Origin of the sequence: Sporosarcina sp. ACRSL (assembly GCF_022346605.1) — a bacterium.
Taxonomy (GTDB): domain Bacteria; phylum Bacillota; class Bacilli; order Bacillales_A; family Planococcaceae; genus Sporosarcina.
Genome location: NZ_JAKRNT010000007.1, coordinates 224709 through 251066, shown reverse-complemented (window position 1 = coordinate 251066; position 26358 = coordinate 224709). Strand labels below are relative to the sequence as shown.

The following is a 26358-nucleotide window of genomic DNA, read 5'->3' as shown; positions in this document are numbered from 1 at the left end:
TAGGGAACTGATTTAGTCGTCGTTCCTTACCTACATTAGGAGCTTTTTTGTTTTTATTCAAGTTATCTATTTCTATTTACTGTACTTTTTTACTTTTATTTCTTGCTATGCAACGCTAGTGGGCACCGGTGCAATTTATCTGCATGGTGCTAATTGTAGTAAACTGGTTATAAGATATCTAGGAATCGGAGGAGAAAGTTTATGGATAAACGAATACAAGCAATTGCAGACAGAGCACGGATTGAATTCGGCCTTGAGAATTATCGCCTTGAAAGACGTGCAATTTTTAGACGTGGAAATGATTACGAATTAAATATGGAGTGGTTTCCGAATGAGTATGACGGACCTGTCGAAGAAGATATGAATCCGGATGGGACCGCAAGCATTGATTATAATATCCAACAGGATCGTTTTCAAAATGTCATCTTCACGATGGGGAAATCCTATTCAACCGCCCATCCTTTTCAGGAGAAGACGATCGAGGAAGCGGCGGCTTGGTTGGAAAAACAAACAGGATTGACGTATGAACAGGACTTTTTCCCACAGCAAGCTAGTGAAAACGGATTCCAATTCGTTTCCCGCGTGGATGGCATTCGGATTTCGCCGAACTTCCAATTAAATGTGGAATTCGATGATGAGGGGAAACTTCTTTCATTCTCTACATATGGAGAGGCACCGAATCTAACACTTGTGGAAAAGCAAGATTTCAATTTGACTCTCGAAGAAATCGAACCGACTGTGAAAGCGCATCTTACCCTCGTTAACATTCCTTCCGAAGAGAAGAAGACGTTTATGCCGGTCTACGCGATTGACGAAGTGTATGTGACTGCGGATGGAAAACGTTGCATTCCATTCCTATCTGACGAATGGACTGTTGAGGTCGATCATCTCATGGAATGGACTGAACCATTACACGGTAGGATTGAACGGCAATACATTAATATGACACAAGAAGTAAGTGCCGATGAAGCTTTCAATGCAGGCATAGAGGACAATGTCACGTTAACGGACGAACAAGTACAAGCATGCATATCACTTGTCCGGAACGCATTGCGAATAGAGTATCCCGACGATAGCGGTAAGTGGATTTTAAAAGAACTTCGCCCTGCCCATTCACATATTGAGGCTTTCTGCTATGCAAGCAATACCGACAATTCACTTTTCAAACGTAAAATGGCTCTCCTGATTGATCGGGCATCCATGACTGTCATTAATTTGATCGACAATGAAGCGATGTTCGAGGTATTCGATTCATTCGCCCCTGCGCCAACACCAAACGTCGACCATGAATCAGCCTTCGACAAGATGGTGCCTTACATTACACTAGACCCTGTCTATGTGTACGACAAAGAGATGAAGAAATATATTCTATGTGGGCTCCTCGACTCTGAGCAAGCAGTTGACGCCGTTACGGGTGAAATTGTGGAGCTGCGGGATTTATAATTTTTGAATGAAGTAAGGAGGATTGCAATGGCTGCAGCAAGTATACATCTTGTTATTCTACTTCCTTTATTAATTTTCGCTGTCATCCTCTCGAAAGCTAAGGGTGCAGCGTTAATTGCCAGTTATAATACAATGTCTGACAAGGAAAAGGCGCAATACGATGAAGTCGCATTGTGCAAATTTATGGGGAAGATTATGTATGGCATTAGCTTTAGCGTATTATTATTTGCCGTTGGTGAGTTTGTGGAAGAAAGAGGTTTATATATAGTTGGTACTGTTTTAATGATCGCGCTTATCATTTTTGCGTTAGTATACACAAATACAAACAACAGATTTAAAAAGAATGGCTCATAAAGAGAAAAAACAGCCTTGATTGGCTGTTTTTCCTTGGAATGATTACTCCTGATCAAACCACAACAGTTCTTTGTCATCCACGTCGCCATTATAGTTGATCAGAATTTCTTCACCGGCTTTTATATCTGTATGCGCGTAAAAGTTAAACGTATGATTCTCAAAGCTGATTTCATACGTAGCATTCGGTTCATAGGAATGGTTGAACAACATTCCATACCCTAGCAGGATTGCGGAATGATTGGTGCCGTACTCAAACGCGTAATCAGCGATTAACGTCTGCTCAATGTGTTGGTGTTGGTCGTTCGGATATGCAATGACGGGTGCTTCGTGTACCATCGTGCCTTTTTTAATATCGCACGTAGCAAATACGCCTCTATTAAATTCTCCCTCACTAAGCGAAGATGTTTTCACTTCAATCATGCTGCCCACCTACTATCTGTAAAATGTACTTACTCACTATAACATGAATTCACTCAGATAGTTGTTTTCAGTACTTTAATAGTTGTGGAAATGAAAATAACCCACTCCTGAATTAGGACTGGGTTATCATGAAGTTGCTTTTTATTAACAAGTTATTGCTGCGCGATCTGAATAAGGTTGCCGCATGTATCGTCGAAGACGGCTAATGTGATGTCTCCCATTTTTGTCGGCTCCATCGTAAACTTCACGCCTTTTTCCTGTAAGCGCTCGTACTCTTTTTGCACATCCTCAACGCCAAACATAGTTGCTGGGATGCCATCGGAATAGATTCTCTCTTGATACTCTTTAGCAGCAGGGTGGTTATTCGGTTCGAGCAATAACTCGGTACTATCTTGAGCCTCAGGAGATACAAGCGTGATCCATCTAAATTCTCCGGCCGGAACGTCGTGTTTCTTAACAAAACCTAATGTTTCCGAATAAAATGCAAGTGCTTTGTCTTGATCATCTACGAATAGGCTCGTAACAATAATTTTCATACTGGTTTTCTCCTTTATCAGTTGCTTTTCTTGTCATGCCACTTCTTCTGAATTCAACACACACTCCGCTACTCGTCCACTATTCTACCTACAATCAATCGATCCATCCATCCAGCAAGCCTTTAAGTGGTTCATTGTTGAACAGGAGTACTCGATACTTCCCCTTTCGTCTTGATGTGACAAGCCCTGCATCTTCCAATATTGAAAGATGTTTAGCTATCCCCTGCCGCGAAATGGTAAGGTTGTGCTTCATAATGAGACGTGCCGTAAGTTCATACAACGACTGCTCGTTGCGTTCACTTAATTCGTCCAATATGAGCCGCCGTGTCGAGTCGCTAAGTGCTTTGAATATCGTGTCTTTGTCCCACATGCAAATAGTATACGCAACCAATTAGTTGCATGTCAACAGAAACTAAGACCCTTATTCAGGAGTAAGGAATTGTAACTTTTTGTTAACATATAACGTCTATTCAAAAGAGGTGATGGAATGTTATGAAAAGAATTATTATTTTCCTTGCCGTAATTGGACTTGTACTAGCTGGGTGCAGTGCGAAAAATGGCGACAATAAAAATGACTCAACCAAACAGCGAGTTTATAGCAATTCTTGGGATGGCAATCCCATAATTGTTAAACAAAGATTCGATGTAGGAGAATATGAAACAGTAAACGAAATAACCGATAACGATGAAGTTGATGAACTGATAAGGATTTTAGGGAATGTCGACTGGCTTGAGAAAATTAAAGCGGAAAGAATCCGAGATCCAGACTATCGTTTCTCTTGGAATTCATTCGAACATGATGTATGGATCAATCAAAATATTGACAGGCTAGAACTTTCCATTCATGGACAGTCCAATTTGGGTGTATTGTCTGCAAATTCTTCTAAGGTTGTACTTGAAATCTTAACAGGTAATACAGAAATCACGTCCGGTACCGAAGAGAATGTCGCACAAGAATCCCACAAATATGTAGCTAAAAAGGAAGGTGAACTATCTCTTCAGGATTCTGAAACGGCTTATGAAATGTGTGTAAGAGCACTGACTGACTATTATAAAGCGGTCTGGAACGGCTCGGATATTGAATTGGATATATTTATCGAAAACGAAAACCTAAAACAGTATACACAAAAGAAGATTCAATCCCAATTTAAAAAGTATGGACATCTTGATGGTAAGGTGAAAGATATTACGATTTCCGACACTTGGGAAGTGGAATTTACGGATGATGCGGATGGAGGATTTCTCTACTTGCACATGCCTGCTGTGATTACTAAATATCATGGCGGCGGTTATGGTGAACCCACTGAATTTCTTGTCCGTAATATAAACGGCAAACTGGTCATCGTTGATTGGTATACGGGTGGAAAAGATACTTATGACTTCATGGTGCGTGGAGAAAATGAAACGATTACCGCCCCTACCATTTGGAATGATAGTGATTGGGTAAAGAAGTTAATTAGTAAACAGAGAGATTTTTCCGGCTCAACCAGATAGTTAGTTCTGAGTTCTCATTACTTTTTAAAAGGTGGATGGAAAGTGGAGAAAAATCGATTGACAGCGATTTTAAACAAATTCTACGGAATTGAAGCAACATTTATAGAACAACGGCCGGGCGGATGGTCCGCTTTAGCTTACGAAGTTCAAGATAGAAATAATAAATATTTTTTGAAAGTGTATAACAAAAATAAGCCTTCTGTTGTTCGTTGGATTCATGCAATCGACATATATACTCCCTTAGTAAAGTGGTTACATGATCAAACAGATTTAAAACACCATATCATCAATCCAATTCTTACGTTATCAGATCAGAACAAATGCGAAGACAGTGAATTTGTTTATGTATTATCAGAGTATATAGAAGGGGTAACAATTGGGGAAAATCAATTAAGTTCAGATCAGGTTAATGAACTAGCAAAAATCCTTGGAATCCTTCATAACAACACCTCAATGATCACAAATGAATTAAAAGAGCTTCAAATAAAGGAAACGTATAGCACAGAATTATGTGATTCCCTTTTTTCTTTTATTCATCATGATTTGGATCAAAAAGATGATGGCTTATTAGTAATGGTAAAGCCTTATATTGATTCTTTAAAAGAAAACATCGAGCGAATAAGGACGTTATCGAACAAATTGGCCAACAAACAACACAATTTTGTGTTGTCTCATTCAGATGCTCATAATTGGAATGTCATGCAAAGTAGAAACTTGATGCTCATTGACTGGGAGTGCTTAAAACTTGCTCCACAAGAGCAAGACTTAATTTTATTTGTCACAGAGTCATATGCAAAGCAATTTCTACACGAATACAAAAAGTACATGAACTATGATACTCCGGATTTTGATGCATTCGAATTTTACTATTTGAAGCGGATCCTTGAAGATATTTGGGAATGGATCAACGATTTACGTTACGAAGGTCTTGTGAAGTCAGAGGATGTTACTCTTAATTTCCTAAAATTGAACCTTGAAGCATGTACAAGAACAGGGCGCTTTCGGTCGGAATTACAAAAGGTTTTTCAATAATGATAGGGAGAAACAAAAATGATAGAAATCGACGTAGATTTAATTCGGAAGTTAATCAATAGTCAATTTCCGGAATGGTCAAATTTGGAGATCAAACCTGTAAATAAGAGTGGAAATGATAATAGAACTTATCATTTAGGCAATCAAATGAGTGTTAGGTTACCAAGTGATAAAGCCTATGTCCCCCAAGTTGAAAAGGAACAAAAATGGTTACCCATCTTAGCCAAGCATCTTTCGACACCAATATCCGAACCAATCGCTAAAGGAGAACCATGTGAGGAATACCCATATCCTTGGTCTGTTAACAAATGGTTGGACGGAGAGACATTGTCTTTAGAAAATCTAATTGATATCAATCAGTTTGCCAATGACTTGGGCAAATTTCTAAGTGAATTACAATTGATTGACGCCTCTCGAGGTCCCTTAGCTGGAGAACATAATTTTTATAGAGGCGGAGATCTTGCTGTATACGATGAAGAGTGTAGAGAAGCTATCAAAAATATAAATGCTTTTAACAAAAACATCTTGATAGAAATTTGGGAATCGGCATTAGCCTCAAAATGGACTCATGAACCAGTTTGGGTCCACGGTGACATAGCACCAGGAAATATATTAATTAAAGATGGTAAGTTGTGTGCCGTTATTGATTTTGGAATATTGGGTGTAGGAGATCCTTCTTGTGATGCTGCAATGGCATGGACTTTTTTTGATGAAAGTAGCAGGAAGACATTTAGGACTGCAGTAAATTTTGATGAAGAAACGTGGAATCGGGCAAGAGGCTGGGCTTTATGGAAGGCTTTAATAACCTACAATTATCATAAACAATCTAATAAAACAATCGCAGATGAATCGTATCATATTATCAAAGTAATCCTCAATGATTACGAAGCTGAAAGAGAAAGCCAATTGATATAAATCTTGTTCTTGGAGGGGGGATTCTCATCTTAATTTTGTTTGGTTTCCTAATTTCTTTTATTACGGTAATACTCTTTCTGATTTTATCAGTTAAAATAATAATCTCATTAATTAAGAAGAAACCATTTCCTAAAAAAATATTACTTGCTACGTTAATCGGGATTGTATTGGTATCCTCCATCTATATATATGAAGTGTATTTTTTCACCTTTGATAATATTGATAAAGAATTCATCCAAAACGGCCCTGGTCCTGTTTTATCGCCAACTGAGGCATATACGGCGAATGCTTATTACGAACCATATGGTGGTGCAGCAGGCGGGGTGAATATGTGGGTAGAAATTACAAAGCATCATGACAATAATAATAAGAAGATTATCTATTACAGTGATGCAAATGATAATATCCTCTTGGATTGGGTAGATGAAAAGACGCTGTTCATAACGAACGCAGGACCTTATAAAAGCAACAGTATTAAATTAGATGTGGAACAAGAGATTTATCATGATAGAGGATTAGCATGTCGGAGTTGGTTCATGAAGGATGAGTATGAAACTTGTTATGAAGAATAGTTTTTTTCTAACATTTCTAAACTAGCGCGATAATGGATCAACGACCTGCACGTATTCTAAGTAAAGTATTGTTAGGAAGAGGTGAAGGAACTGAGGAAGATTTTTAGTATATGGTTACTATTGTTCTTGGTTTCCTGTCAATCTGTACAAGTAAATGATAGTTCTTATATTACTGAAGAAGAAGTAGTAAGGGTATTACATGAGAATGAGATTAATTTAGTGGAAGCTGAATTTCCAGGTAACGTCTATGGGTCCAAATTAATAAATATCAACCCCAAAACGTATCAGTTAAATGAAAAGCCATTTTTCATTTATGAATTCGCAACAGAAATTGACCGTGAGAAAGGGACGAGTGAATTCGCTAAAAAGACAGCGACAATGGAGTTGGTTTCTGCTAGTACGTTTGAAAAAAGAAATATATTGATTTTTTATGTACATGATCAAGTAAATTCAGATAGTGTACCTTTTGAAAAAGAAATACAAGGAGCATTAGATAGTATTAGTGAAGGATAAATTTATGATTATCATGAAATCAAGTCTTCAGTAAAAGGGAGCAATAACAGTAGACATATTGCTTCCCTTTCAGGCGCATTGGGCCAGATACTGAGACTATCCCTTTTGCATGATCTGTTCACCTTTCGAATCGTACTCACCGATAAACACGAACCCAAGCTTTTCGTACATGCGGATGGCAGCAGTATTCTCCGGATAAACACTCAAGTAAATGGGTTGCTCTCCATATTCGTCTAGTACCCTTTGTATGAGCAACTCCATGAAATAGCTTCCGTATCCTTTGCCTTGAAAATCCGCGTCAATCAACATACGATCGATCCACAGATTACCGCCACCCTTGCCATCCCCTAAATGACCGTACATCGCAAATCCGACCAGTGCCCCATCTACATATAAACCGACAGGCCGGAATTCCTCCCATTGCTCTGCTTCTGACAGGCACTCCTCAGTCGTCTCGATGAAATGCCTTTGCTCTTCCGCCACACGCAATGATAGAATCTCTTTCTTGTTGTCATCAGTCACTTTGCGTATATCCCATTTCATCGATATCGTCCCTTTCCTGACTAACGCCATAGAACTCGGTGAACTTAGATTGCCTTCAAACTGGTCTTATAGCAGGCACATAATAAACTACTCCCCTTGTTCTCCCAATATTTAAATCGTACCATACGATAAACAAGTTTTCCCTTTATATCAGATCAGCTCAGCAATAAAAAAATCTATCCATTACGAGCTACCACTCAAAGAATGATCATGAAACAGGTATACATTATATTAAATAGACTAAACTAAAAAGAACCACCTGATGCCGGCAACATTAGGCGGTCTGTATTAGCATGTTCCCTACATGCGAACAATGCTAATACAAAACAATCCATCCTGACGAGCTCTGCTCATGGATGGATTGTTTTTTTATTTACGAATGATGTCAATCAAGAGATTTATCACGATAGAGGATTAGCATGTCGGAGTTGGTTCATGAAAGATGAGTATGAAACTTGTTATGAAGAATAGTTTTACATAGCTTCTTCACCCTCGTTCGGGCGCATCTCTCAATGAAATGCGCCTGTATTGGGCAACACTGAACCTTATTTATCTTCCCTCAATAAGTATTCATTTCCATCTTGATCATAAAATTTGAACATAGTGCCAAACGGCATTTTTAACATGTCCCCTACTTTTACTTCATTTTGCTTCATTTTCTCATAAGCCGATTCAATATCAGTTGTGCTGAAAAGAATGGTTGGGTGCGCAACTTTAGAAGGTTGTTGCTTCTCCATCGCTGCCTTAGAGTAGAGAACGATTGTCGTAAATTCATTATCACTAGGGCCTACCTCTATCCAAGCCGCATTCGGTCCCATCTGTTGTTCAAACTTTAAAACGAAACCGAGCTTCTGTAACCAGAACTCTTTTGCTTGTTCTTGATCCTCTACATACACAGTAATTTTCCCTACTTTATTAATCAACAGTATCACCTTTTTCATCATAGTCACCATAACCTTAACAAAACAATGTTAATTAAAGCAATTACGAGGTCATGAATTTTTAAGTCGACGATCGGGGACGCATTCGTTTACTCTGGGCTTCATGTTCGAAATTCTCAGCAACCCACATCCCCTCGCTCTTGAAAAGCTCTAGTACGGACTCCTGATTCGCCGGTGGCATCTTGATCCATTTCTGCAACGTGCGAATCATCAATTCCTTATGAGGAAAGTGATAGATAAAGACATCTGCCTGCTCATGTAGTCGTGTTGTCCAAATCTGGGATCGCGCCATTACCATTGAATAACAGGTTCGGATGAGCTTACGGGCAAAATTTTGGGTAATTGTTTTACATTCATCTATAGAAGCAGCTTCTAATCGTTTCATTGTCCTGGCAAGAACTTGATCGATATCTCCATTGAAACTTATTGCTATCTCTGAAGTGAGTCTGTATGGGCCAAATCGTTCTCGAAGATCCTCTCCATGAACACAAACGCAAAGCTCACTAAGAAAAGCCTGCTCATAGTAATTTGCCGGATTCACTACATAGTCGTACTCTCCAACTGCAATGCCAACTTCACGAACCAACGAGTCGTATTTTCGAGACAATTCACTAGCAAATGTTTTTACCGCGGCCAACTCTTCAGCACTTAGCGTATCCTTGAAAATAACTAACAAGTCAAGATCTGACATAACCACGACAGCATCTCCCCTTGCAACGCTGCCATAGACATACACACTATGCAGTTGACTCGGGAATAATTTTAGTAGACTCTTAACAGACTCATGTATACAAGGAAAATAGGCATCAGCAATCTTGTCCATTGAGACATCACTTACTATGTACCCTTCCCCGTTTAGCCCATACCCTGCTTGAAGATACCCCATTTCTCTATCCATCCCCCCTCATACTCCTATATTTCATTTCGTGACAAGGAACCCGATTCCCTTGTCACGACGAATTACTTTAGATAAAAAAATGCAGTTCCCTAAAAGGAACCGCATTTTTTATCATTTTCTCGACTTTTTTCCGTACTTTATCGTTTGTACATTCTCGTCGCCTCGAATTTCTACATTGCTTCCTTCAATAATAACTTCTTTCACGTTCGTACCTTTAAAGTCGACGATAGTTGGTGCGTCTTTTTTCGGTTTGATCGTCACTGTCATGTTCGCAAATCCTTCACCGTGGAATTCTGCATAGTTCCCTGTGAATACTACACCATTTTTAATAGTCGATTTTCCATCTAAACTAATCGATACACTTTTATCGTGAACCATTAATTTCCCAGTAAAATAATCTTTGTAGTCGACTATTTTTTCAGGGATGATTAGTTCTTCGCTCGTTCCTTTATTTACGGAAGTGATGAATTCCATATCCCAGTAAATATCAGAACTTGTTGGACGGTCCTGATGTACTTCTGCAGCCAATACGTTTGTCCCATCCACTAAATGAGCTAAATCTGCCGCATCTAATATAAAGGTTTCATAACGACTTTCATCAGCAACACTGGATCCAGTTAAATCAGATAAATATTTGTCATAGCCGATTTCACCTTCTGGCAAGTTATGTCTGCCAATTTCTTTACCATTTAAGTAAAGGATCACACTATCATCAATGCCAAAGTTGATGTGTCCAACTTCACCAATTTTACTCAAATCCTCTACTTCAAATGTTGTTCTGAAATAGTAAGTTGGAATTTTGTTATTAGAGTCCGGCCCAAAATCAATCACAGTATTCACAGGGCCAAACATTGGACGAGTTTCTGATTTTGAGTAGCCAAGTGGTGCTGCTCCACTCTTCCAACTACTGTCGTCAAAATCAACAGCTCTCCATGCTGTACCTTGATTCGATCCGTCATCAAGGTATTTCCAAGTATTCGCTTTTTCAAAGATAGTTTGTTCAGCATGCTCAACGATTTTAATCGTTACTTTTTCTGTTTCAATTGTTTTTCCTTCATTTGTTACTTCTGCCCAAACTTCAACATGACCAGGCTTAGCACCCGCTTCAACAGTTACCTTTCCATCTTGAGAAATAGAAAGCTTTCCTTCTGGGCTTGTTTTGTACGTAATGTCTTCGTGAGCAATATCATACACGCCGCCTTTAACATTTTTACCAGTTACGTCAAGTGAGACTTCTGGATAGAATGTTGTTGGTTCTGTCGGAACTACATTACCTGATGCTTCAATTGCAATGGACTCAAGAGCTGGTAGTACGACTTCAATCGAAGGATCCTTAACAATCTTGTATGTGTCTGTTACTTCCATAGTATCTATACGGTATGTCGTAAATTCTACGCTCTTCGGTGTCACTTCAATGTTCGTAAATGTCGGAGTCTTTAATTGCGATCTATTTGCCGAATAAAATTCAGGGTCCTTTAAATTATAATATTTACTTCCACTTGCAGAGTTTGCAGTTACGTATACTGTTCCATCTGGGTTAATAACACTGCCATCTTCGTCAATCATTTGATTTTTAAGTGGTTGAAGATTTTTCATTTGATACGTTCTTACATAGGAATGATCATGTCCCATTAGTACAGCATCAATGTCTAACTTATCAATGGTTGGTACAAGCTCTTCCCTCAATTTAATTATTCCTGCTTCTTGAGAGTGACTTGCTGCACTATAGATGGAGTGGTGGAATACAACAAACTTCCATTTAGAATCTGGGTTTGCCGCTACTGTTTCTTCCATGAACTGAATATGCTCTGTTGCATTCTTATTATTCGAATTCAAGTTCATGATCAATGTATCACCATATGTGAAATAGTAATCTCCGCCAGCGTTATTTGAGTTGCCTAATGCTGGATTTTGATTTGGCGTATTAAAATGGTATTCATAGTAGATAGAATTATCATGGTTTCCAATTGTCGTTGCAGTCGGATACTGTTTCAACAATTCAGGTGCAAACCAGCCTGCATACTCTTCCTCTGATGTTGAAATATTGACTTGATCCCCTGCTGATTGAATAAAGCTTGTGTTCGGGAATTTTTCAATTGCCTTCGTTACCGTGTTCACCCAACTAGCTGTATCTCTAGGAATATTGCCCGAAGAACCAATTTGCGGGTCTCCCATAAATAAGAAATTATATGAATCCGTTGCTTGTGTTGTAAAGCTATAGGTTTCTGACCACTTTCCATTGCCATCGCCTAAACGATAGACGTATTCCGATGATCCTTCAATCCCAGTAATCGTTGCTTCATTTGCTTGATAGCCAGCAGATGCTTCTGCAAGCGTTGCAGTTACAGTTTTTGCTGATTCCGGATTACCGTTCGTCACTTTCGCATATTCAATCACACCCGGTACATCCGTTTTGGGAGAATACCATGAGAAATTTCTTTCTGTTTCATCTGCCCCTGGTGCAAATGAAATGAAAGATGCATCATAGATTGTTTCATTTACAGATGCATCAGCTTCTTCTGCTGAGGCTGTCCCTGCAAATGGAAGTACGTTTGACAGTGCCATCAATAATATGAGGGCAACTGCAAGAAAACGACGCAATGAATTATTTTCTTTCATAACGGATACCACCCTACCAACACTCCATTCTATTATTCTTTTTTCTGCTCCAAATATGTTTAGCAGACACTATTAAACTACTCTATGAGTGTTGGCATATCGTAAATTTAATGTAAATTATACGTAAATTCATTAAATTTATTTAATTTTAATATAAAAGACCTAACCATAATTCAAATTATGTGAGACCTTTTTCTAGCGTCTAGTGTCTTATAGATCATAATCAACTCCCAAGGACAATCTCCCGACTATCTGCCCTGCCAATTCACTAAATTCTTACGTATGCTACTAAAGGTACTTCTGTAAGAACAAGAAATAAAGTAGATACAAGGCAGGGATCATCTTGAAGAAAACGACTCAATTAAAGAATTTACTGCATTCACCACAACTTGAATTTTTGATGGAGGCTCATAACGGTTTATCTGCAAAAATTGTAGAGGAAGCTGGGTTTAAAGGAATCTGGGCGAGTGGACTGTCGATTTCAGCGTCCATGGGTGTTCGTGATAATAATGAAGCTTCCTGGACGCAAGTCGTCGATATTCTTGAGTTTATGAGCGATGCGACGACCATTCCGATTCTCGTCGATGGAGATACGGGTTATGGAAATTTCAACAACGCTCGAAGGTTAGTAAAAAAACTGGAACAAATCGATATTGCAGGCGTATGCATAGAAGATAAACTCTTCCCAAAAACAAACTCTTTTATTGGAACAGCTCAGCCTCTAGCACCGATTGAAGAGTTTTGCGGGAAAATAAAAGCGATGAAAGATACTCAAATGGATGATGATTTTGTAGTTGTAGCGAGGGTTGAAGCCTTTATTGCAGGATGGGGATTAGAAGAAGCCCTTACGCGGGCGGAGGCTTACCGGCAAGCTGGTGCCGACGCGATTCTTATTCACAGTAAAAATTCCGATTTCACACAAATTGCAGCTTTTATGAAAGAGTGGAACAGGAGACATCCAGTTGTAATCGTTCCTACAAAATATTACTCGACACCCACTCCTGAATTCGAAAAAGCAGGCATCAACGCAGTCATTTGGGCGAACCATAACTTACGTGCATCCATCACGGCGATGCAAGACATTTCAAAGCGAATCCACAAAGATAAGAGTCTTATACAAGTTGAGAGTGCAATTGCAGACGTAAGTGAAGTTTTTAGGCTCCAAAATGCAGAGGAACTTCAAAGAGCCGAAGCGAAATATTTACCCCCATCTACACCCCCATCACAACCGGAGACGGAGTGATTTTTTTGTTGAACACAAGTGAATTTGGAAATGAACTGAAAAAACTCGGTTTTGACTTTTACAGTGGTGTCCCTTGTTCATTTTTAAAAAGTCTTATTAACTACGCTATCAATGAGTGTAATTATATTGCTGCTGCAAATGAAGGGGATGCTGTCGCAATCGCGTCAGGGGCATACGTAGGTGGAAAGAAATCAGTTGTCCTCATGCAAAACTCTGGCTTAACGAATGCTGTTTCTCCTCTTACCTCCCTCACCTACCCGTTCCAAATCCCGGTGCTCGGGTTTGTCAGTCTGCGAGGAGAACCTGGTTTGACTGATGAGCCCCAGCACGAATTAATGGGACAAATCACCACTCAACTGTTAGACCTCATGCAAATAAAATGGGAGTATTTATCAAGTGATGTAAACGAAGCGAAATTACAGCTTGAAACAGCTAACGAGTGGATCGAAAAAGAACGACCATTTTTCTTTGTCGTCAAAAAAGATACATTTGATAAAGTGAACTTGAAACGAGAGGAACGATTCGTTCATCACAACAAGAAAAAAATCGATAAAACCTCATCGGATGAAGTACCAAGTCGAATGGAAGCACTAGATGTAATCAATCGATGCAAAGACGAGAAGACAGTGCAGCTAGCCACAACAGGTAAAACGGGCAGAGAAATGTATGAATTGGAGGATTGCTCGAACAACCTGTACATGGTCGGTTCCATGGGATGTGTCAGTTCCCTTGGATTAGGAGTGGCTCTAGCACGGGAAGACCTTAATGTAGTTGTCATTGATGGGGATGGTTCTCTTCTTATGCGAATGGGAAGTTTAGCAACAAACGGATTTTATCACCCCGCCAACATGCTGCACATCCTGCTCGATAATCAAACCCACGATTCAACCGGAGGGCAACGTACCGTTTCTCATAATGTAAATTTTGTCGACATTGCGGCCGCTTGCGGGTATGAAAAATCAATTTACATTCATAGTCTAGAAGAGCTCGAAAAAGAAATACAAGAATGGAAAAAGACAAAAGCACTTACTTTTCTTCATCTTAAAATTGCAAAAGGATCGAAACAGAACCTCGGGCGCCCAAAAGTTACGCCTCGTGAAGTGAAAACACGGCTTCAGCGATTTATCAATGAAAAAGGATGAGCGGCATGCCAAAAGTGAAGAGAAATATATTATTAAATCCCGGGCCCGCCACAACAACAGATACGGTTAAACTCGCACAAATCGTACCGGATATTTGCCCCCGTGAAAAAGAATTCGGTGAGATCATGCGCTTCGTATCTTCCGAACTGACGAGCCTCGTTGCAGATTCGGAGCACTACACAACCGTCCTGTTCTGCGGTTCCGGAACCGCAGCGGTAGAGTCGATATTGAGTTCAATTATGAATGACGGGCTTATCGTCATCATTAACAACGGAGCCTATGGAAAACGAATGTGTGAAATTGCAGAAGCGTATGGGCTCGACTGGGTTGAGTACAGAAGTCCAGTGGATCAACCGATTCAACTCGATCAATTGCAATCATTCATTCAAAACTTACCGCGGCCCGCTTCATATCTCGCGGTTGTGCACAATGAAACAACAACGGGCTTACTAAATGATATTGAATCGATTGGATCCATTTGCAAGGAAAATAATACGACGATGATGGTAGATGCCATGAGTTCATTTGCTGCGATTCCCATTCAAATGAGTAACATGAACGTCAGTTTTTTAGCAGCGAGTTCCAATAAAAACTTGCAAGGTATGGCAGGCGTATCTATTGTTGTTGCAAAGAAAGATGAACTAGAGAAAGAAAAGAAGCCAGCGAATTATTACTTAAATCTGTATGCGCAATACAAGCATTTCAAGGAAACAGGTCAAATGCGGTTCACCCCTCCCGTTCAAACAATATATGCATTACGACAAGCCATCATTGAACTAAAAGAAGAAGGCGTCAAGGAGCGATATGAACGCTATTCTCAAAGCTGGGAAACGCTCATCGCTGGTATTACAAAACTTGGTCTACACCATCTAGTAGCTCCCGAGCACCATTCGAAAATTATTACCGCAATCGTGGAGCCTGCATGTGAGGCATATGACTTCGAGAGCATGCATGATTATTTCTACTCGAATGGCATAACGATCTATCCTGGAAAGCTTAACGGTTTGAATTCCTTTCGAGTGGCGAATATAGGTGATTTGACGAAAGAAGATATTGAGCACTTTCTAACCTTACTGGAAACATATTTTCAACGGATCGGTTTTCATTCTGCAGACTAAATAAACAAATGACCTCCTGGATTCGGAGGTCATTTGTTTTTGTCCGGGCGAAGCTTTAATTTGCTTTTCAACTTAACAATTTCATCATTCGTTGATGAACTTTTGATGAGCAATATACTATTTTTATCTAAAATTCTCTTTAGTAATGCCTCAACCCCATGGATGGTAGGAAACATATAGACGTCTCCTTTTAAACCTTTTCTTTTTGCTTGTTTTGCAATTTCGGCAGCCTTTGAACCAACGGTAATCAATACGTCTACCCCATTTTTTGCGATCATCTCACCGGTTTGACGGTGGTACTCTTGGCTGAAATCACCTAACCGCTTAATGTCGCCAACGAGGGCAATTCTTTTCTTCCCCCTTGAAATCCCATTCAACGTTTGAAAGGCCGCTTTGAGAGAAGAAGGAGTTGAACTCCACGTATCATCCAAAATGGTGAAGCCCCCCTTTCCCGGACAAGTTTCCAAATGGGCAGGCAAATTCTTGAATGATCGTAACCGTTTAATCGCTTCATTGATATCAACACCGATTTCATGAACGGCCGCAAGAGCAGCGAGCGCATTTAATACTTGATGATGTCCATAACCCGGTACAAAAACGGAGTATTTCTTTTTACCGCTAAAGGGGAACTTTTTCTTATTTCTTACTTTAAGTTCAAAGTGCATTCCGTTCGTACCGTACTCAATTTTAGTCGCCCGAAAATCAGCCCGGTTCGTAATACCAAAGGTATGTACAACTCCTTTAAACCTTTTCAGCCCTATCTTTTTCGTATTCTCGTCATCTGCATTGACGATGATTGTCCCTTTAGAACCAACAGCTTGAACCATTTCTGCTTTTGCTAGGACATATGCTTCGGGAGTCTTACATCCATCAAGATGGTACACACCAATATTAGTAATGATCCCGATTGTCGGCCTATAGTAACGGGAAGCGAGTAACACATCTCCTGGTGCTCCTACTGCCGATTCAAACACAGCAGCGTCCGTGTCCTTATCAATGGAAAGTAAATAGGTGAGATGATGAGTCCTCGAGTTCGCTGATTTCGTAGTACCGGTGACAGTACGATCAAAACTAAGAATATGCAGTATCATATCTTTTGTCGTCGTTTTTCCATTCGTTCCGGTGACAGCAACAACGGGAATCGAAAAATGGTTGCGATAAAAGTTAACGAACCCCCAAAAGGCATGATTAATGTTTTTAACTTTTATAATCGTACAATTTTCAATCTGCTCTAATTCAGCAAAATCAGTATCTGTAACGACGACACAAGGGACGGACTGAGCAATTTTCTCCCAATCAATTTGCCATTTTTGTTTTAAAAATAATAATTTATTTGGCCCCATCTTCTGAAGATGATAAACAGCATCGTTAACCCTTACTCTATCCGAGCCTTTTATAAGTTGTCCATTTACATATAGGCAAATCGTTCTTGCGGACATTGACTTCATGTAGGTTCCCTCCAAATCTCTTCATACAATACGTTATGCTTGCTATTAATAATTCGCTGTACAGTAGTCTTGTAATAGATATAAATTTGGCAGGATTCATACAACCTTTCTCAAAAATCCAAGTACAACTAATTAATATGCATAGAATAGAAAGAGATTGATTGGACAATTGGGACAAACGGAAGGGTAAAAAATCTACGAAGAAATGAGTGGATACACATGAAGAGAGCAATGGGGAAATGGGAGCAAAGTGAATTATTACAGCAACATCCAGAAGTCGCAAAACATATTCCAGAAACGCTTCTTTACAATGAGAGTAATTTGGAAGATTTATTGAACCGCTATCAGTCTGTATACGTTAAACATGTTACGACGGGCCAGGGTAGAGGCATGTTAAAGATTAAAAAAAAGGGCAGGAACTATGACGTAAATGGATTTACCATCCAAGGAACACCTATACAAAAATCCGTATCGAGCTTGGATGGAATTCACCAGCTCCTCCATCCATTTATAAAGCTTGGCAGAGAAAGCGGCCCCTATATTATTCAAGAAGATATTCAAAGCTACAACGAACATGGCCAGCATTTTATTATTCGGGTTCATATTCAAAAACTCAAAAACGATTGGGTGATTGGCGGGATGTACGGGGCATGCTTGCTCGAAACGAGCCAAGAGACTGAAAGCGGGATTGTGAATACCCATAGAGGCGCTAACGTCATGACCATTGCTGAAATATTATCAACGACAAAAGTCAAACATAATCAAAAGGAAACCTTAGAGAAGTTAGAAGAAATTGCAACCGCAGCAGCGAAGGTCATCAATTCCGCTTTGCCTTGTAGAGAATTTGGAATGGACTTCGGAGTCACTCAAGAAGGAACCCCTATTTTATTGGAAGTGAATACGACACCAAGTATCCGCTCATTTGCACAAATTGAGAACAAAGAAGTTTGGAAACGAATTATGGAGATACGCAAAATGCAAAATGAACAAGATGGAACGTAAACATTCCGCATGTATTAAATTACCGCTCCAGATGGCGCCTGTCCTCCACACCGGTTGGACAATGCTTATCTGGAGTTTCTTGTCCTTCCCAAAAATCCAGAAACAATTATTCCGTACGCATACAATAGAAAATAGATTCGTAAAACAACTGTCACGGCATCGAAGAGGAATAAAACATGATGGAATGAGGTTAGGAAAATGAAGAATACATTGGGGAAATGGGAGCAAATCTCATTATTACAGCAAAATCCATTCATCGTAAAACATCTTCCAGAAACAATCGTTTATAGTGATAGTAATTTGGATGATTTATTGAGCTGCTATCAGTCTGTCTATGTTAAGCATAATACGACGGGTCAAGGCAGAGCCATCTTCAAGATTCGTAAAAACAGTGGCCAGTACTACATAAATGGCTTTACAATTCAAGGAACACCAATACAAAAAACCGTATCGAAAATTGATGAAATACGGCAGCTTCTTCATCCATTTTTAAAGTTCGGGAGAGAAAGCGGTCCCTATATTATTCAAGAAGGTATACAAAGCCACACACAAAATGGACAGCCTTTTTCGATTCGGGTTCATGTTCAAAAACTGAAAAACAATTGGGTCGTTGGCGGGATGTTCGGGATGTTCGGGACCTCAGAAAGCGGGATTGTGAATACCCATACAGGCGGTAAAGTAATGACCATTTCCGATGTATTATCACACACAAAAATCAAAAACAATCAAAAGGCTACAATAAAGAAGATCGAAGAGGTGGCAATATTGGCAGCGAAGGTGATCTATTCCGTTTTGCCGAATAGAGATTACGGAATGGACTTCGGGGTCAATCAAGAGGGAATACCTATCTTATTTGAAGTGAATACGACACCAGGCATCGGCGGATTTGCGCGAATTGAGAATAAAGAAATTTGGAGACGAATAGTTGAGATACGGAAAATGCAAAGTGAAGAAGATGGGACTTGAAAGGTGAAAGTGTAAGGGAGCCAGCAGCTGGAGAATTAACAGAATCCATCCATTATGAGCTACGACTCAAGGATGGATTTTCTTTTATGCCGATTTCTCCAGCCCCAATAGTTGAACAAACTACTAGAATAGCTTCTTGTGGTTTAACCATTCTGTTATATCCACATCACCCTGAACAGATAATAATCGATACAAGTATCGGTAAGGTGTTCTAACCTGCGATAGATCTGGTACTTCTAATACTTTTTCATAACCAATTTTAAAATCGATAGCTGCTTTCTCATCTAACACATATTCAAGACCTATAAAATCAAATTCTCTAGGAGCAACAACATATGCTTCAGTATCAACTAGACCAGTTATTACGTCACCATCAGATAAAAATTGTGTAGGGTCCATATCAACTAGTACAAATGAAGAATAGTCAGGACTTGGAATATCTTTTAATAGACTCCTAATTTCATCCAGTTTATCTTTGATATCTTTTTCTTCTTTGTAAAATCTCGAAACTAGTTCAGTCATTGACTCATTTAAATGTTGATGAAAATCTTCCAATTTAATTGTAAACAATACAGATGGAGACCCTACATAATTTTTTCGATACGTATGTATTTTTGCCAATCCCTCTCCTAAACTTTGCAAAACAGAAGAGGATTGATTAACAAATGATTGGACAACCTCACCTGTTAACTTTTCTACAACAATAAATTCTCTTGAATGTCTTTTACCTTTAGTTAACACTCTAGGTACTGGCATAGAAGTTATAGTACTTAATGTGTTATTGATGTTTTCCAATTCAAAAACTCGTCTTGGGTCAATACCAAATATTGTTTTACACCCCCACCAAAAATCATTGTTAGGTTCTTCCGTCAATCGAGAAGTACGAACAACTACCTCTTGTTTTTCTGTTTTAACCAACCATACGTCGCTAGCGTGGTCTTCATATCCTGGACTTAACTCTTGAATTTCTTTAACGTCTTCTTCAAACAAAAAGTCCAAATCCATATAGTAACCCTCTTTTCTTGTTATATTTTCGTCGGTGATAGTAGGTTAATATTCTTTTTGAAGTCTTTCTACTGTTGACATATCTGTGATTCTCGCGTTTTGTTTTCAATCAGCTGCTCGAGTGCATTTGAACTATCCTTTTGCTCCATTGAGCCATGTCTCGTCTGTTTTTGAGTAATTTCCTCATATGAAACCTGATTGGTATTGCCCCATTTCTTCCAGGGGACTTTATCATATTGATGATGCTGGTAATATCTCCATGGAATTATGCTGCCAGGCGCATAATTATAGGTGCCCATGTTTACAGGATCGTTTACGATCTCACCCGTCTCCGCATGATAGACAGCTTCAAAGCGACCATTCGATGATATAAACTTTACATTATAAGCAGCGTCATATTCGCTTACTTCATACCGGTGATATCTAGAACTGAATAGCTTCCATTTGCCGCATGCGACTAGGTCAATCATTTCTTCTAATTGTTTAGGCGCCTCTCCATATCGATTCAGTTCATTACGAAAATAATGCATCTCTTCCGTGATAGAAGGGAGTTGTTTGACATGTTGATCAAATGTCTCAAAATACAGATCAAATTGCTTATGCCCAATTAGAAGCTCGTGATTTCCGACCAAATCATGCATCATTTGCGTTAAGATTGCGTGTGATGCAATTGCTTTGGAGTTGTCAAATATGTACCATTTTCGATGCTTAGAGCGAATTTGATTATACTGGTCTGAGAGCTCGGAAAAGTATCCCTCTGACAAAAAATCAGCTTCTATATCAACTTGAACAGAAGGGTATATGATGCTTCCTATCAGACGAAAGTAACCATACATCGACATTGTTATCACGACAAGAAGAATAATCGCAATCGCTATTGGCCGCCGAATTTTAATTGCCATCCGATTTTTCTGCTCCTCCTCTCCATACGAGTTTCGATTCTCGACTTAAATACATAAAACTCCTTGAACAACAACAAACTCTTTCGAAAGAAGACTTTCTAAAAGAGAAGACAATTAGGAAACCTTTTCTTCTTGATTATTAACTCCAAGTACACAGATAGCAGCAACGGGCCTCATTTCCTTCATTTCCGTTTTGATATTAGAAAACCCTGCTTGTTTTAGATAACAGGCGATGTCATTCCCTAGTTGTTTCGATGTTTCTTCAGTTGCCCCTTTCATATATGGCAGCATCGTTAGGGCGATGAGACCATTCGGTTTCATGACTTGACGTATTTTCTTCAAGGATGTAATAGGGTCCTTCCAAAAAATAATAGAATTGACTGATAGTACTTTATCAAACAGGAACTCAGATGGTTGTAAACTACTAACTTCCTCAAGTTTCAGAGTGACTTTTCCTTCTTGGATTGCCGCGCTATTTCTTTTTTTCGCTTGCTCTAACATGACATCGGAATAATCAATTCCCACATAATGACCATCGTGAATAAGTTTTGAAATTAATTCCGTTGCAACTCCTGGTCCGAAGCCAACTTCCAAGACATTTTCCGCACTTTGAATATTTAACAACGAAATCGTCCACTTGTTTTTTTCAACACCTGTGGAAGACATTAATTTGCCCGCAATGCTGCCTAAAATGCCTTCTGGCTTCCCAAACTGCAAAGAAAACTTTTTTATAATCCCCACATGTAAACTCCCCTTCAATTCACACTGAAATGTTTTTATTGCTCTCTCTCATGATTCATATTTGTCTGTTTCTCTAGCTCCAGTTTCAATCTCTCAATCTCGAGTTCCTTCAGCCTAACCTGGTTCTTTATTTTCTTCTGGAAAAGGTCATGCGTACACAAGATAGCGACAATCACAATGAAATAAACCATCCCACCTCCCTCCCCCCTGGTTTTATTAAAATCAGCCTCTGCTACGCCCTCCCAATCCGTCTTTAGCTACTACTATACGGCTCACCCGACAGAAAGTTTCGATAATTAAACAATATACTCATTCCCCCAAGACAGGTGCCAATAAAAAATGAAACGTTTTCCGGATATAATACGTAAAATTAGCAAACTGAAAATACAAACGAGGTGAGAGGATGAAGAAAACAATCGCTATATTTCTTACTGCCATCTTTCTTATAAGTGCAGGATGCTCGAAGCCCGATGAGCACGATCAAATAAAGGATACCGTCAAAACGGTTGTCGAACTACAGATGAATGCACCTGATGAAAAAGCACTTTTCCAGAATTATATGTCTGAGGACACAGAGAGCTTCGAGAATGAAGTAGCTCAATACCATTCGTATTTGGAGGAAACGTACGGACCTTACTTTACGGAGAGCACGTTTGAACAATACATTCAAACGAATGAGTTCGTCGTATTCCATTGGGCAGCCAACTTATACGAATATCAGTTAAAGGTAAACGAGGTGAACGTGGAGCAAAACGAAGTGACGCCAACGAATTATAACTTCACTGTGGACCTTGATTATGTGGATAAAAACGGGGAGAAAAAGGAGATCCAAGTAACAGGCGTTGCCATTATGCGCGACGACAAAATCGCGAAAATGTCATACCTCGGGGACAAGCAATTGTTGAGAAGCTTGCTACACGGAGGTTTGGAGTGACAGTATTATGATTATGACTGCCAATCAAGAATGGATGATTGTGAAGCGGTGCTAGGTGGAATTCGAAATCAAATCGGCACCTAGCACATGCATTTACTTACGATCCGTTACATGAACGTCTACTTGAATATGAGGGTTCCTGCTTACTAATTCTCGAATAAACTCATCGACTTTTTTCGGAGATACATTCACTACGTCATATTTGCCGTAAAGGATTTCCAAACGATCCACAGACAAGGACGGAGCAGTAAAGGGACTTGTTGTTTTACGGATTTTCGTAATATCGGAAATGGCTATTTTACTTCTAAATGGGCCATATCGAATTTTCATAATATCCCCTTCAATCCGATAACCCGTGCCAAACCAGACCCACAGAAGCAAAGCTATCATCATGGCACTACCTATATATCCCAAGACACTTTTATACGTGACGATTTGCCAACCGATCGGCTCCCCACCAAAAATATAAATAAAAATAATAAAAAAGATAAAACCCCAAATGGCCAAGAAAAACCAAATGTCTTTTTTACTCGGAAAATACATACCATCACCTCTTTTATAAATGTGGTGCAAAGTTCCCCATAGCTATGCAAAATGGCTACTCCTATTGGAATAGCCAATGCTCCACTTATAAAATCAGCTTCGCCACCATTTCATCCGCTTCTTCATCCATCCCGATCTCCTTAAAACCGAATGTTGCATAAAGACGTCTAGCTGCCTCATTTTGGGGAGCATAGGAAAGATAGACTGCACTCGCTTCTCCCTGTGGGAATGACCGAATATACTCAAGTGCCTTTTGAAGTGCTTTCGTTCCGAACCCTTTGTTTTGATACTTCCGATCTATCATAAAACGAAGGATTCCATAAGCCGCTTCATCGCCATATTCATTCTCTTCAGCAGTGTCATTATACATCATAATAAATCCGATCATCGTTTCATCGTCATAAATTGCAAAAGTCATCGCTGGCCGTTCGTCATTCAGCAAAGCGACATAGGATTGGGCAAGACTATATACATTAGATGCCAAGAAGCCCTTCTGCTCATCTGTCAATTGTAAATGAATGCACTCGTCAAAGTTCTCCCAAGTAATTTTCCGAAATTCGATCATCGTGTACCTCCTGTATAGTTGTTTTTGGCTATATGCGAAAACAAATTACAGGGGGGGCCACGTGAATTGTATCAAGATCAAATCGTCTTAAACACTTGAACTCCTACCTCTCTCTTCTTTTTACTTCATTGTATCGTTCTGAATTCTCAGAATCAACCCATGCATGATTCTCTAATAAACCGGTCAATTTCTCTTTAACCGCTTCCGACGTCACAATACAGCTCACTTCAGTAAACTTCGTCTTAATCTTCAGCTCATGCCCGCTGTTCACTTCAGGAGCATATCCGTAAAAACGGTGATTCGTATCGATCGGCTCGAACTGAAACGATTGAATGCTTTTCCACTGCACAAACCGTCCCCCGCATAACACTCCATCTTCCACGATTGCAAACAGATTCCAAAATTGATTGAAATTGAGCAAAGTAAGGAGAGGGATGATGAAATATGAAGTTTGAATTGTACTGTCAAGCAATATAAAGATAACTACAATTAGTAAAAAGAGAAGCGTCAAACCCATCATTAAAAGGCCAATCTTTTGATGGGAGAGAAGCGGCTTATTAACCGCTTTTTGCGGTTGTGTCCGAATCGCTTTCAGATCTTCCTCCGTGATAGGGAAAACTGCAGGTTGTTTCATTTTTATAGCTAGTCGGAAGAACCGGTAACAGAGATAGCCGAAGACTAACAAAAATAATAGATCCACAATTACTTTCATCTTATTATTCTCCTACCCTCAAAAACTAATTTTACACACTGGACGATGCAGCAGCTGCGTCCTGCTCGGCTTTTGCACAGTCAATCGCCACGACGAGTGCGACGAGAAGCGGTTCCATCTCGTCTTTCGCAATTTGCAGTTCGTAGCTGTCGCCCCATGTAAACCACTTCTTGTGGACAGCTCCGATGCTTTCCCCATTTTGGTACACTTCGAAATTCATGTCCCACCAATTCCCTCGAACTTCTATCCCTGCTGCATCTATCGCATAACGCGCTTTGAAAAAAGAAAATTCCTTCTTGATCATCACTCTCTCCTGGCCGTCCACATCGACAAAGAAAGTAGGCAGGAAGCTGAAGATCTTCTTCGTAATCAACGCCACTTCATGCTGATCCTTGTCCTTAACGGAAAACGTCTTTGGAATTCGCAGAAAGCTCCCTTCGACGAAATACACCTCGTTCTCCCGCTCATCCTTCACTGAAAACTTGCCACTCAAGCTAAACACCTTTTGTTTGATATATAAATAACGCATATAATCACTCCTTTAGTACGGCCACCGCCTATTACTCTTCTACGATTATAACTAAAAAATGTTTCAAAATTGGAAGAACAAATAAAATAGGCGTTCTTCAAAGTAATTTTTTTTACTTTGAAACAAAAAACAATTGACATATTGTGTAATTAGAATTACGCTATAAAGTAATAATGTTATTCTGAATTCTCACTCAGAGTAACTAAACACTATTGTCAGGGGGAATGAAATGGGTGAAATTCATTTTATAAAACCGGATTCAAACACACTTCACGGCTTTTTCAGCAATGAATTGGAACCGGCTTTAGAAATCAATTCAGGGGATACTGTCATTTTTCAAACATTGGATGCTGCATGGGGACTTGAGAAACGCTCTGCATTGGGGAGTGCAAGGAAGAAATTCACTGGATTAAAACCGGATCGTAAAGCTACTGAATTTGGTCACGCATTAGTTGGCCCTGTATTTATTAATCAGGCTAAACCTGGACAGACATTGGAAATCAAGATTAATGAAATCATCCCAGGTTCGTGGGGATGGACGTCTGCAGGCGGATTCCCTAGTTATTGGAACGAGAAGATGGGAATGGTTGAAACGAATGAGGTTCTATTAGACTTTGAACTTGATGTGGAAACTATGGTGGCAAAAAGCCAATTTGGCAATTTCACTTATAGCGTCGGTTTAAAACCTTTTATGGGGATCATGGGAATGCCGCCAAATGAAAAAGGAAGGCATTCGACCGTACCTCCCCGGCCATCAGGAGGAAATATGGACTGTAAAGAATTACAAGCTGGCAGTACATTATTTTTACCAATTCCCGTTGAAGGAGGTCTTTTCTCTACAGGGGACGGTCATGCCGCCCAAGGGGATGGTGAAGTAAGCGGCCCTGCCCTTGAATGCCCTATGGAAAAAGTGAGTTTAACCTTCACAGTAAGGGATGACCTCCAAATCAACATGCCTAGAGCTAAAACAAATGATGGCTGGCTAACGATGGGATTTCATGAAAATCTTGAAGAGGCTATGTGGATTGCTTTACGGGAGATGCTCGATGTCATGTCGTCTTTGTATAACATCTCAACAACGGAAGCTTATGCTTACGCTACCATGGTTGTTGACTTGCGAATCACTCAAGTCGTTAATTCCGTTAAAGGAGTCCATGCATTTCTTCCATTTAACGCGTTGAGGTGACGGAAGATACGATCATAAAAATAATAAAAAGGTGGGAATGGC

The 26358-nt window shown here is 39.6% G+C and carries 30 protein-coding genes; 14 read left to right on the top strand and 16 right to left on the bottom strand.

What is annotated here, in order from left to right:
- Positions 1–201 precede the first annotated feature (201 nt).
- Together MHZ92_RS12460 and MHZ92_RS12455 are read left to right on the top strand one after the other, a co-directional pair.
- Positions 202–1443, top strand: coding sequence for a hypothetical protein (locus MHZ92_RS12460; RefSeq protein ID WP_239432021.1), 1242 nt, complete (start codon positions 202–204; stop codon positions 1441–1443).
- Positions 1444–1470: 27 nt separating this feature from the next.
- Positions 1471–1797, top strand: coding sequence for a DUF3784 domain-containing protein (locus tag MHZ92_RS12455; RefSeq protein WP_239432020.1), 327 nt, complete (start codon positions 1471–1473; stop codon positions 1795–1797).
- 42 nt (positions 1798–1839) lie between these two features.
- Here the strand turns inward: MHZ92_RS12455 and MHZ92_RS12450 are convergent, their stop codons facing one another.
- From MHZ92_RS12450 to MHZ92_RS12440, 3 genes are all read right to left on the bottom strand, one after another.
- The gene (locus MHZ92_RS12450) at positions 1840–2217 is read right to left on the bottom strand and encodes an SET domain-containing protein (protein WP_239432019.1); all 378 of its coding nucleotides are present in this window, start codon (positions 2215–2217) and stop codon (positions 1840–1842) included.
- Positions 2218–2369: 152 nt separating this feature from the next.
- Positions 2370–2753, bottom strand: coding sequence for a VOC family protein (locus MHZ92_RS12445; RefSeq protein ID WP_239432018.1), 384 nt, complete (start codon positions 2751–2753; stop codon positions 2370–2372).
- Positions 2754–2847: 94 nt separating this feature from the next.
- The gene (locus MHZ92_RS12440) at positions 2848–3123 is read right to left on the bottom strand and encodes an ArsR/SmtB family transcription factor (RefSeq protein WP_239432017.1); all 276 of its coding nucleotides are present in this window, start codon (positions 3121–3123) and stop codon (positions 2848–2850) included.
- A gap of 122 nt (positions 3124–3245) precedes the next feature.
- Between MHZ92_RS12440 and MHZ92_RS12435 the strand changes: the two genes are divergently transcribed.
- From MHZ92_RS12435 to MHZ92_RS12415, 5 genes are all read left to right on the top strand, one after another.
- Positions 3246–4247, top strand: coding sequence for a hypothetical protein (locus MHZ92_RS12435; RefSeq protein WP_239432016.1), 1002 nt, complete (start codon positions 3246–3248; stop codon positions 4245–4247).
- A gap of 42 nt (positions 4248–4289) precedes the next feature.
- Entirely contained in the window at positions 4290–5279 is a 990-nt protein-coding gene (locus tag MHZ92_RS12430; RefSeq protein ID WP_239432015.1) for an aminoglycoside phosphotransferase family protein, read from the top strand.
- A gap of 18 nt (positions 5280–5297) precedes the next feature.
- The gene (locus MHZ92_RS12425; protein ID WP_239432014.1) at positions 5298–6194 is read left to right on the top strand and encodes an aminoglycoside phosphotransferase family protein; all 897 of its coding nucleotides are present in this window, start codon (positions 5298–5300) and stop codon (positions 6192–6194) included.
- A 35-nt stretch (positions 6195–6229) separates the two neighbouring features.
- Complete coding sequence (locus MHZ92_RS12420) at positions 6230–6766, top strand: DUF5412 family protein (protein WP_255723509.1); 537 nt, start codon at positions 6230–6232, stop codon at positions 6764–6766.
- An 81-nt stretch (positions 6767–6847) separates the two neighbouring features.
- A complete protein-coding gene (locus MHZ92_RS12415; protein ID WP_239432012.1) occupies positions 6848–7279 on the top strand; it encodes a hypothetical protein in 432 nt (143 codons plus the stop codon).
- Between the two features lie 96 nt (positions 7280–7375).
- On the opposite strand, the gene MHZ92_RS12410 is transcribed toward MHZ92_RS12415, so the two are convergent.
- From MHZ92_RS12410 to MHZ92_RS12395, 4 genes are all read right to left on the bottom strand, one after another.
- The gene (locus tag MHZ92_RS12410) at positions 7376–7852 is read right to left on the bottom strand and encodes a GNAT family N-acetyltransferase (protein WP_239432011.1); all 477 of its coding nucleotides are present in this window, start codon (positions 7850–7852) and stop codon (positions 7376–7378) included.
- Positions 7853–8367: 515 nt separating this feature from the next.
- On the bottom strand, positions 8368–8763 hold the full coding sequence (locus tag MHZ92_RS12405; RefSeq protein ID WP_239432010.1) for a VOC family protein: 396 nt from the start codon (positions 8761–8763) through the stop codon (positions 8368–8370).
- Between the two features lie 61 nt (positions 8764–8824).
- Positions 8825–9661, bottom strand: coding sequence for a nucleotidyltransferase domain-containing protein (locus MHZ92_RS12400; RefSeq protein WP_239432009.1), 837 nt, complete (start codon positions 9659–9661; stop codon positions 8825–8827).
- A gap of 111 nt (positions 9662–9772) precedes the next feature.
- Positions 9773–12280: a purple acid phosphatase family protein gene (locus MHZ92_RS12395; protein WP_239432008.1), complete on the bottom strand. Its 2508-nt coding sequence runs from the start codon at positions 12278–12280 to the stop codon at positions 9773–9775.
- A gap of 343 nt (positions 12281–12623) precedes the next feature.
- Between MHZ92_RS12395 and aepX the strand changes: the two genes are divergently transcribed.
- From aepX to MHZ92_RS12380, 3 genes are read left to right on the top strand one after another with little or no spacing between them, the layout of a single operon-like run.
- The gene (aepX, locus tag MHZ92_RS12390) at positions 12624–13523 is read left to right on the top strand and encodes a phosphoenolpyruvate mutase (RefSeq protein ID WP_239432007.1); all 900 of its coding nucleotides are present in this window, start codon (positions 12624–12626) and stop codon (positions 13521–13523) included.
- 5 nt (positions 13524–13528) lie between these two features.
- Positions 13529–14665 (top strand): phosphonopyruvate decarboxylase, encoded by a 1137-nt coding sequence (gene aepY, locus MHZ92_RS12385; RefSeq protein ID WP_370644700.1) that lies wholly within the window; start codon positions 13529–13531, stop codon positions 14663–14665.
- A gap of 5 nt (positions 14666–14670) precedes the next feature.
- Positions 14671–15783: a 2-aminoethylphosphonate aminotransferase gene (locus tag MHZ92_RS12380; protein ID WP_239432006.1), complete on the top strand. Its 1113-nt coding sequence runs from the start codon at positions 14671–14673 to the stop codon at positions 15781–15783.
- A gap of 29 nt (positions 15784–15812) precedes the next feature.
- Here MHZ92_RS12380 and MHZ92_RS12375 read toward each other — a convergent pair whose 3' ends face one another.
- Positions 15813–17231 carry a Mur ligase family protein gene (locus MHZ92_RS12375; protein WP_239432005.1) on the bottom strand — a complete coding sequence of 473 codons (1419 nt, stop codon included), beginning with the start codon at positions 17229–17231 and terminating at the stop codon, positions 15813–15815.
- A 219-nt stretch (positions 17232–17450) separates the two neighbouring features.
- Here MHZ92_RS12375 and MHZ92_RS12370 point away from each other — a divergent pair, with 219 nt between their 5' ends.
- Together MHZ92_RS12370 and MHZ92_RS12365 are read left to right on the top strand one after the other, a co-directional pair.
- A complete protein-coding gene (locus MHZ92_RS12370) occupies positions 17451–18233 on the top strand; it encodes a YheC/YheD family protein (protein ID WP_239432004.1) in 783 nt (260 codons plus the stop codon).
- 198 nt (positions 18234–18431) lie between these two features.
- Positions 18432–19199, top strand: coding sequence for a YheC/YheD family protein (locus tag MHZ92_RS12365; protein ID WP_239432003.1), 768 nt, complete (start codon positions 18432–18434; stop codon positions 19197–19199).
- Positions 19200–19322: 123 nt separating this feature from the next.
- Here MHZ92_RS12365 and MHZ92_RS12360 read toward each other — a convergent pair whose 3' ends face one another.
- The 4 genes from MHZ92_RS12360 to MHZ92_RS12345 all read right to left on the bottom strand — a co-directional run bounded on the left by MHZ92_RS12360 (position 19323) and on the right by MHZ92_RS12345 (position 22038).
- The gene (locus tag MHZ92_RS12360) at positions 19323–20204 is read right to left on the bottom strand and encodes a phosphotransferase (protein ID WP_239432002.1); all 882 of its coding nucleotides are present in this window, start codon (positions 20202–20204) and stop codon (positions 19323–19325) included.
- Between the two features lie 68 nt (positions 20205–20272).
- The gene (locus tag MHZ92_RS12355) at positions 20273–21106 is read right to left on the bottom strand and encodes a hypothetical protein (RefSeq protein ID WP_239432001.1); all 834 of its coding nucleotides are present in this window, start codon (positions 21104–21106) and stop codon (positions 20273–20275) included.
- A gap of 114 nt (positions 21107–21220) precedes the next feature.
- Positions 21221–21847: a class I SAM-dependent methyltransferase gene (locus tag MHZ92_RS12350; RefSeq protein ID WP_239432000.1), complete on the bottom strand. Its 627-nt coding sequence runs from the start codon at positions 21845–21847 to the stop codon at positions 21221–21223.
- A 35-nt stretch (positions 21848–21882) separates the two neighbouring features.
- Positions 21883–22038, bottom strand: coding sequence for a hypothetical protein (locus MHZ92_RS12345; protein WP_239431999.1), 156 nt, complete (start codon positions 22036–22038; stop codon positions 21883–21885).
- A gap of 212 nt (positions 22039–22250) precedes the next feature.
- On the opposite strand from MHZ92_RS12345, the gene MHZ92_RS12340 reads away from it, so the two are divergent.
- The gene (locus MHZ92_RS12340) at positions 22251–22781 is read left to right on the top strand and encodes a hypothetical protein (RefSeq protein ID WP_239431998.1); all 531 of its coding nucleotides are present in this window, start codon (positions 22251–22253) and stop codon (positions 22779–22781) included.
- Between the two features lie 93 nt (positions 22782–22874).
- Here MHZ92_RS12340 and MHZ92_RS12335 read toward each other — a convergent pair whose 3' ends face one another.
- The 4 genes from MHZ92_RS12335 to MHZ92_RS12320 form a co-directional block, all read right to left on the bottom strand.
- On the bottom strand, positions 22875–23324 hold the full coding sequence (locus tag MHZ92_RS12335) for a PH domain-containing protein (RefSeq protein ID WP_239431997.1): 450 nt from the start codon (positions 23322–23324) through the stop codon (positions 22875–22877).
- A gap of 85 nt (positions 23325–23409) precedes the next feature.
- On the bottom strand, positions 23410–23889 hold the full coding sequence (locus MHZ92_RS12330) for a GNAT family N-acetyltransferase (protein WP_239431996.1): 480 nt from the start codon (positions 23887–23889) through the stop codon (positions 23410–23412).
- A 103-nt stretch (positions 23890–23992) separates the two neighbouring features.
- Positions 23993–24601 (bottom strand): hypothetical protein, encoded by a 609-nt coding sequence (locus MHZ92_RS12325; protein ID WP_239431995.1) that lies wholly within the window; start codon positions 24599–24601, stop codon positions 23993–23995.
- Between the two features lie 31 nt (positions 24602–24632).
- Positions 24633–25130, bottom strand: a complete 498-nt coding sequence (locus MHZ92_RS12320; protein WP_239431994.1) for an LURP-one-related/scramblase family protein — start codon at positions 25128–25130, stop codon at positions 24633–24635.
- 229 nt (positions 25131–25359) lie between these two features.
- Between MHZ92_RS12320 and MHZ92_RS12315 the strand changes: the two genes are divergently transcribed.
- Positions 25360–26316, top strand: a complete 957-nt coding sequence (locus MHZ92_RS12315) for an acetamidase/formamidase family protein (RefSeq protein WP_239431993.1) — start codon at positions 25360–25362, stop codon at positions 26314–26316.
- Positions 26317–26358 lie beyond the last annotated feature (42 nt).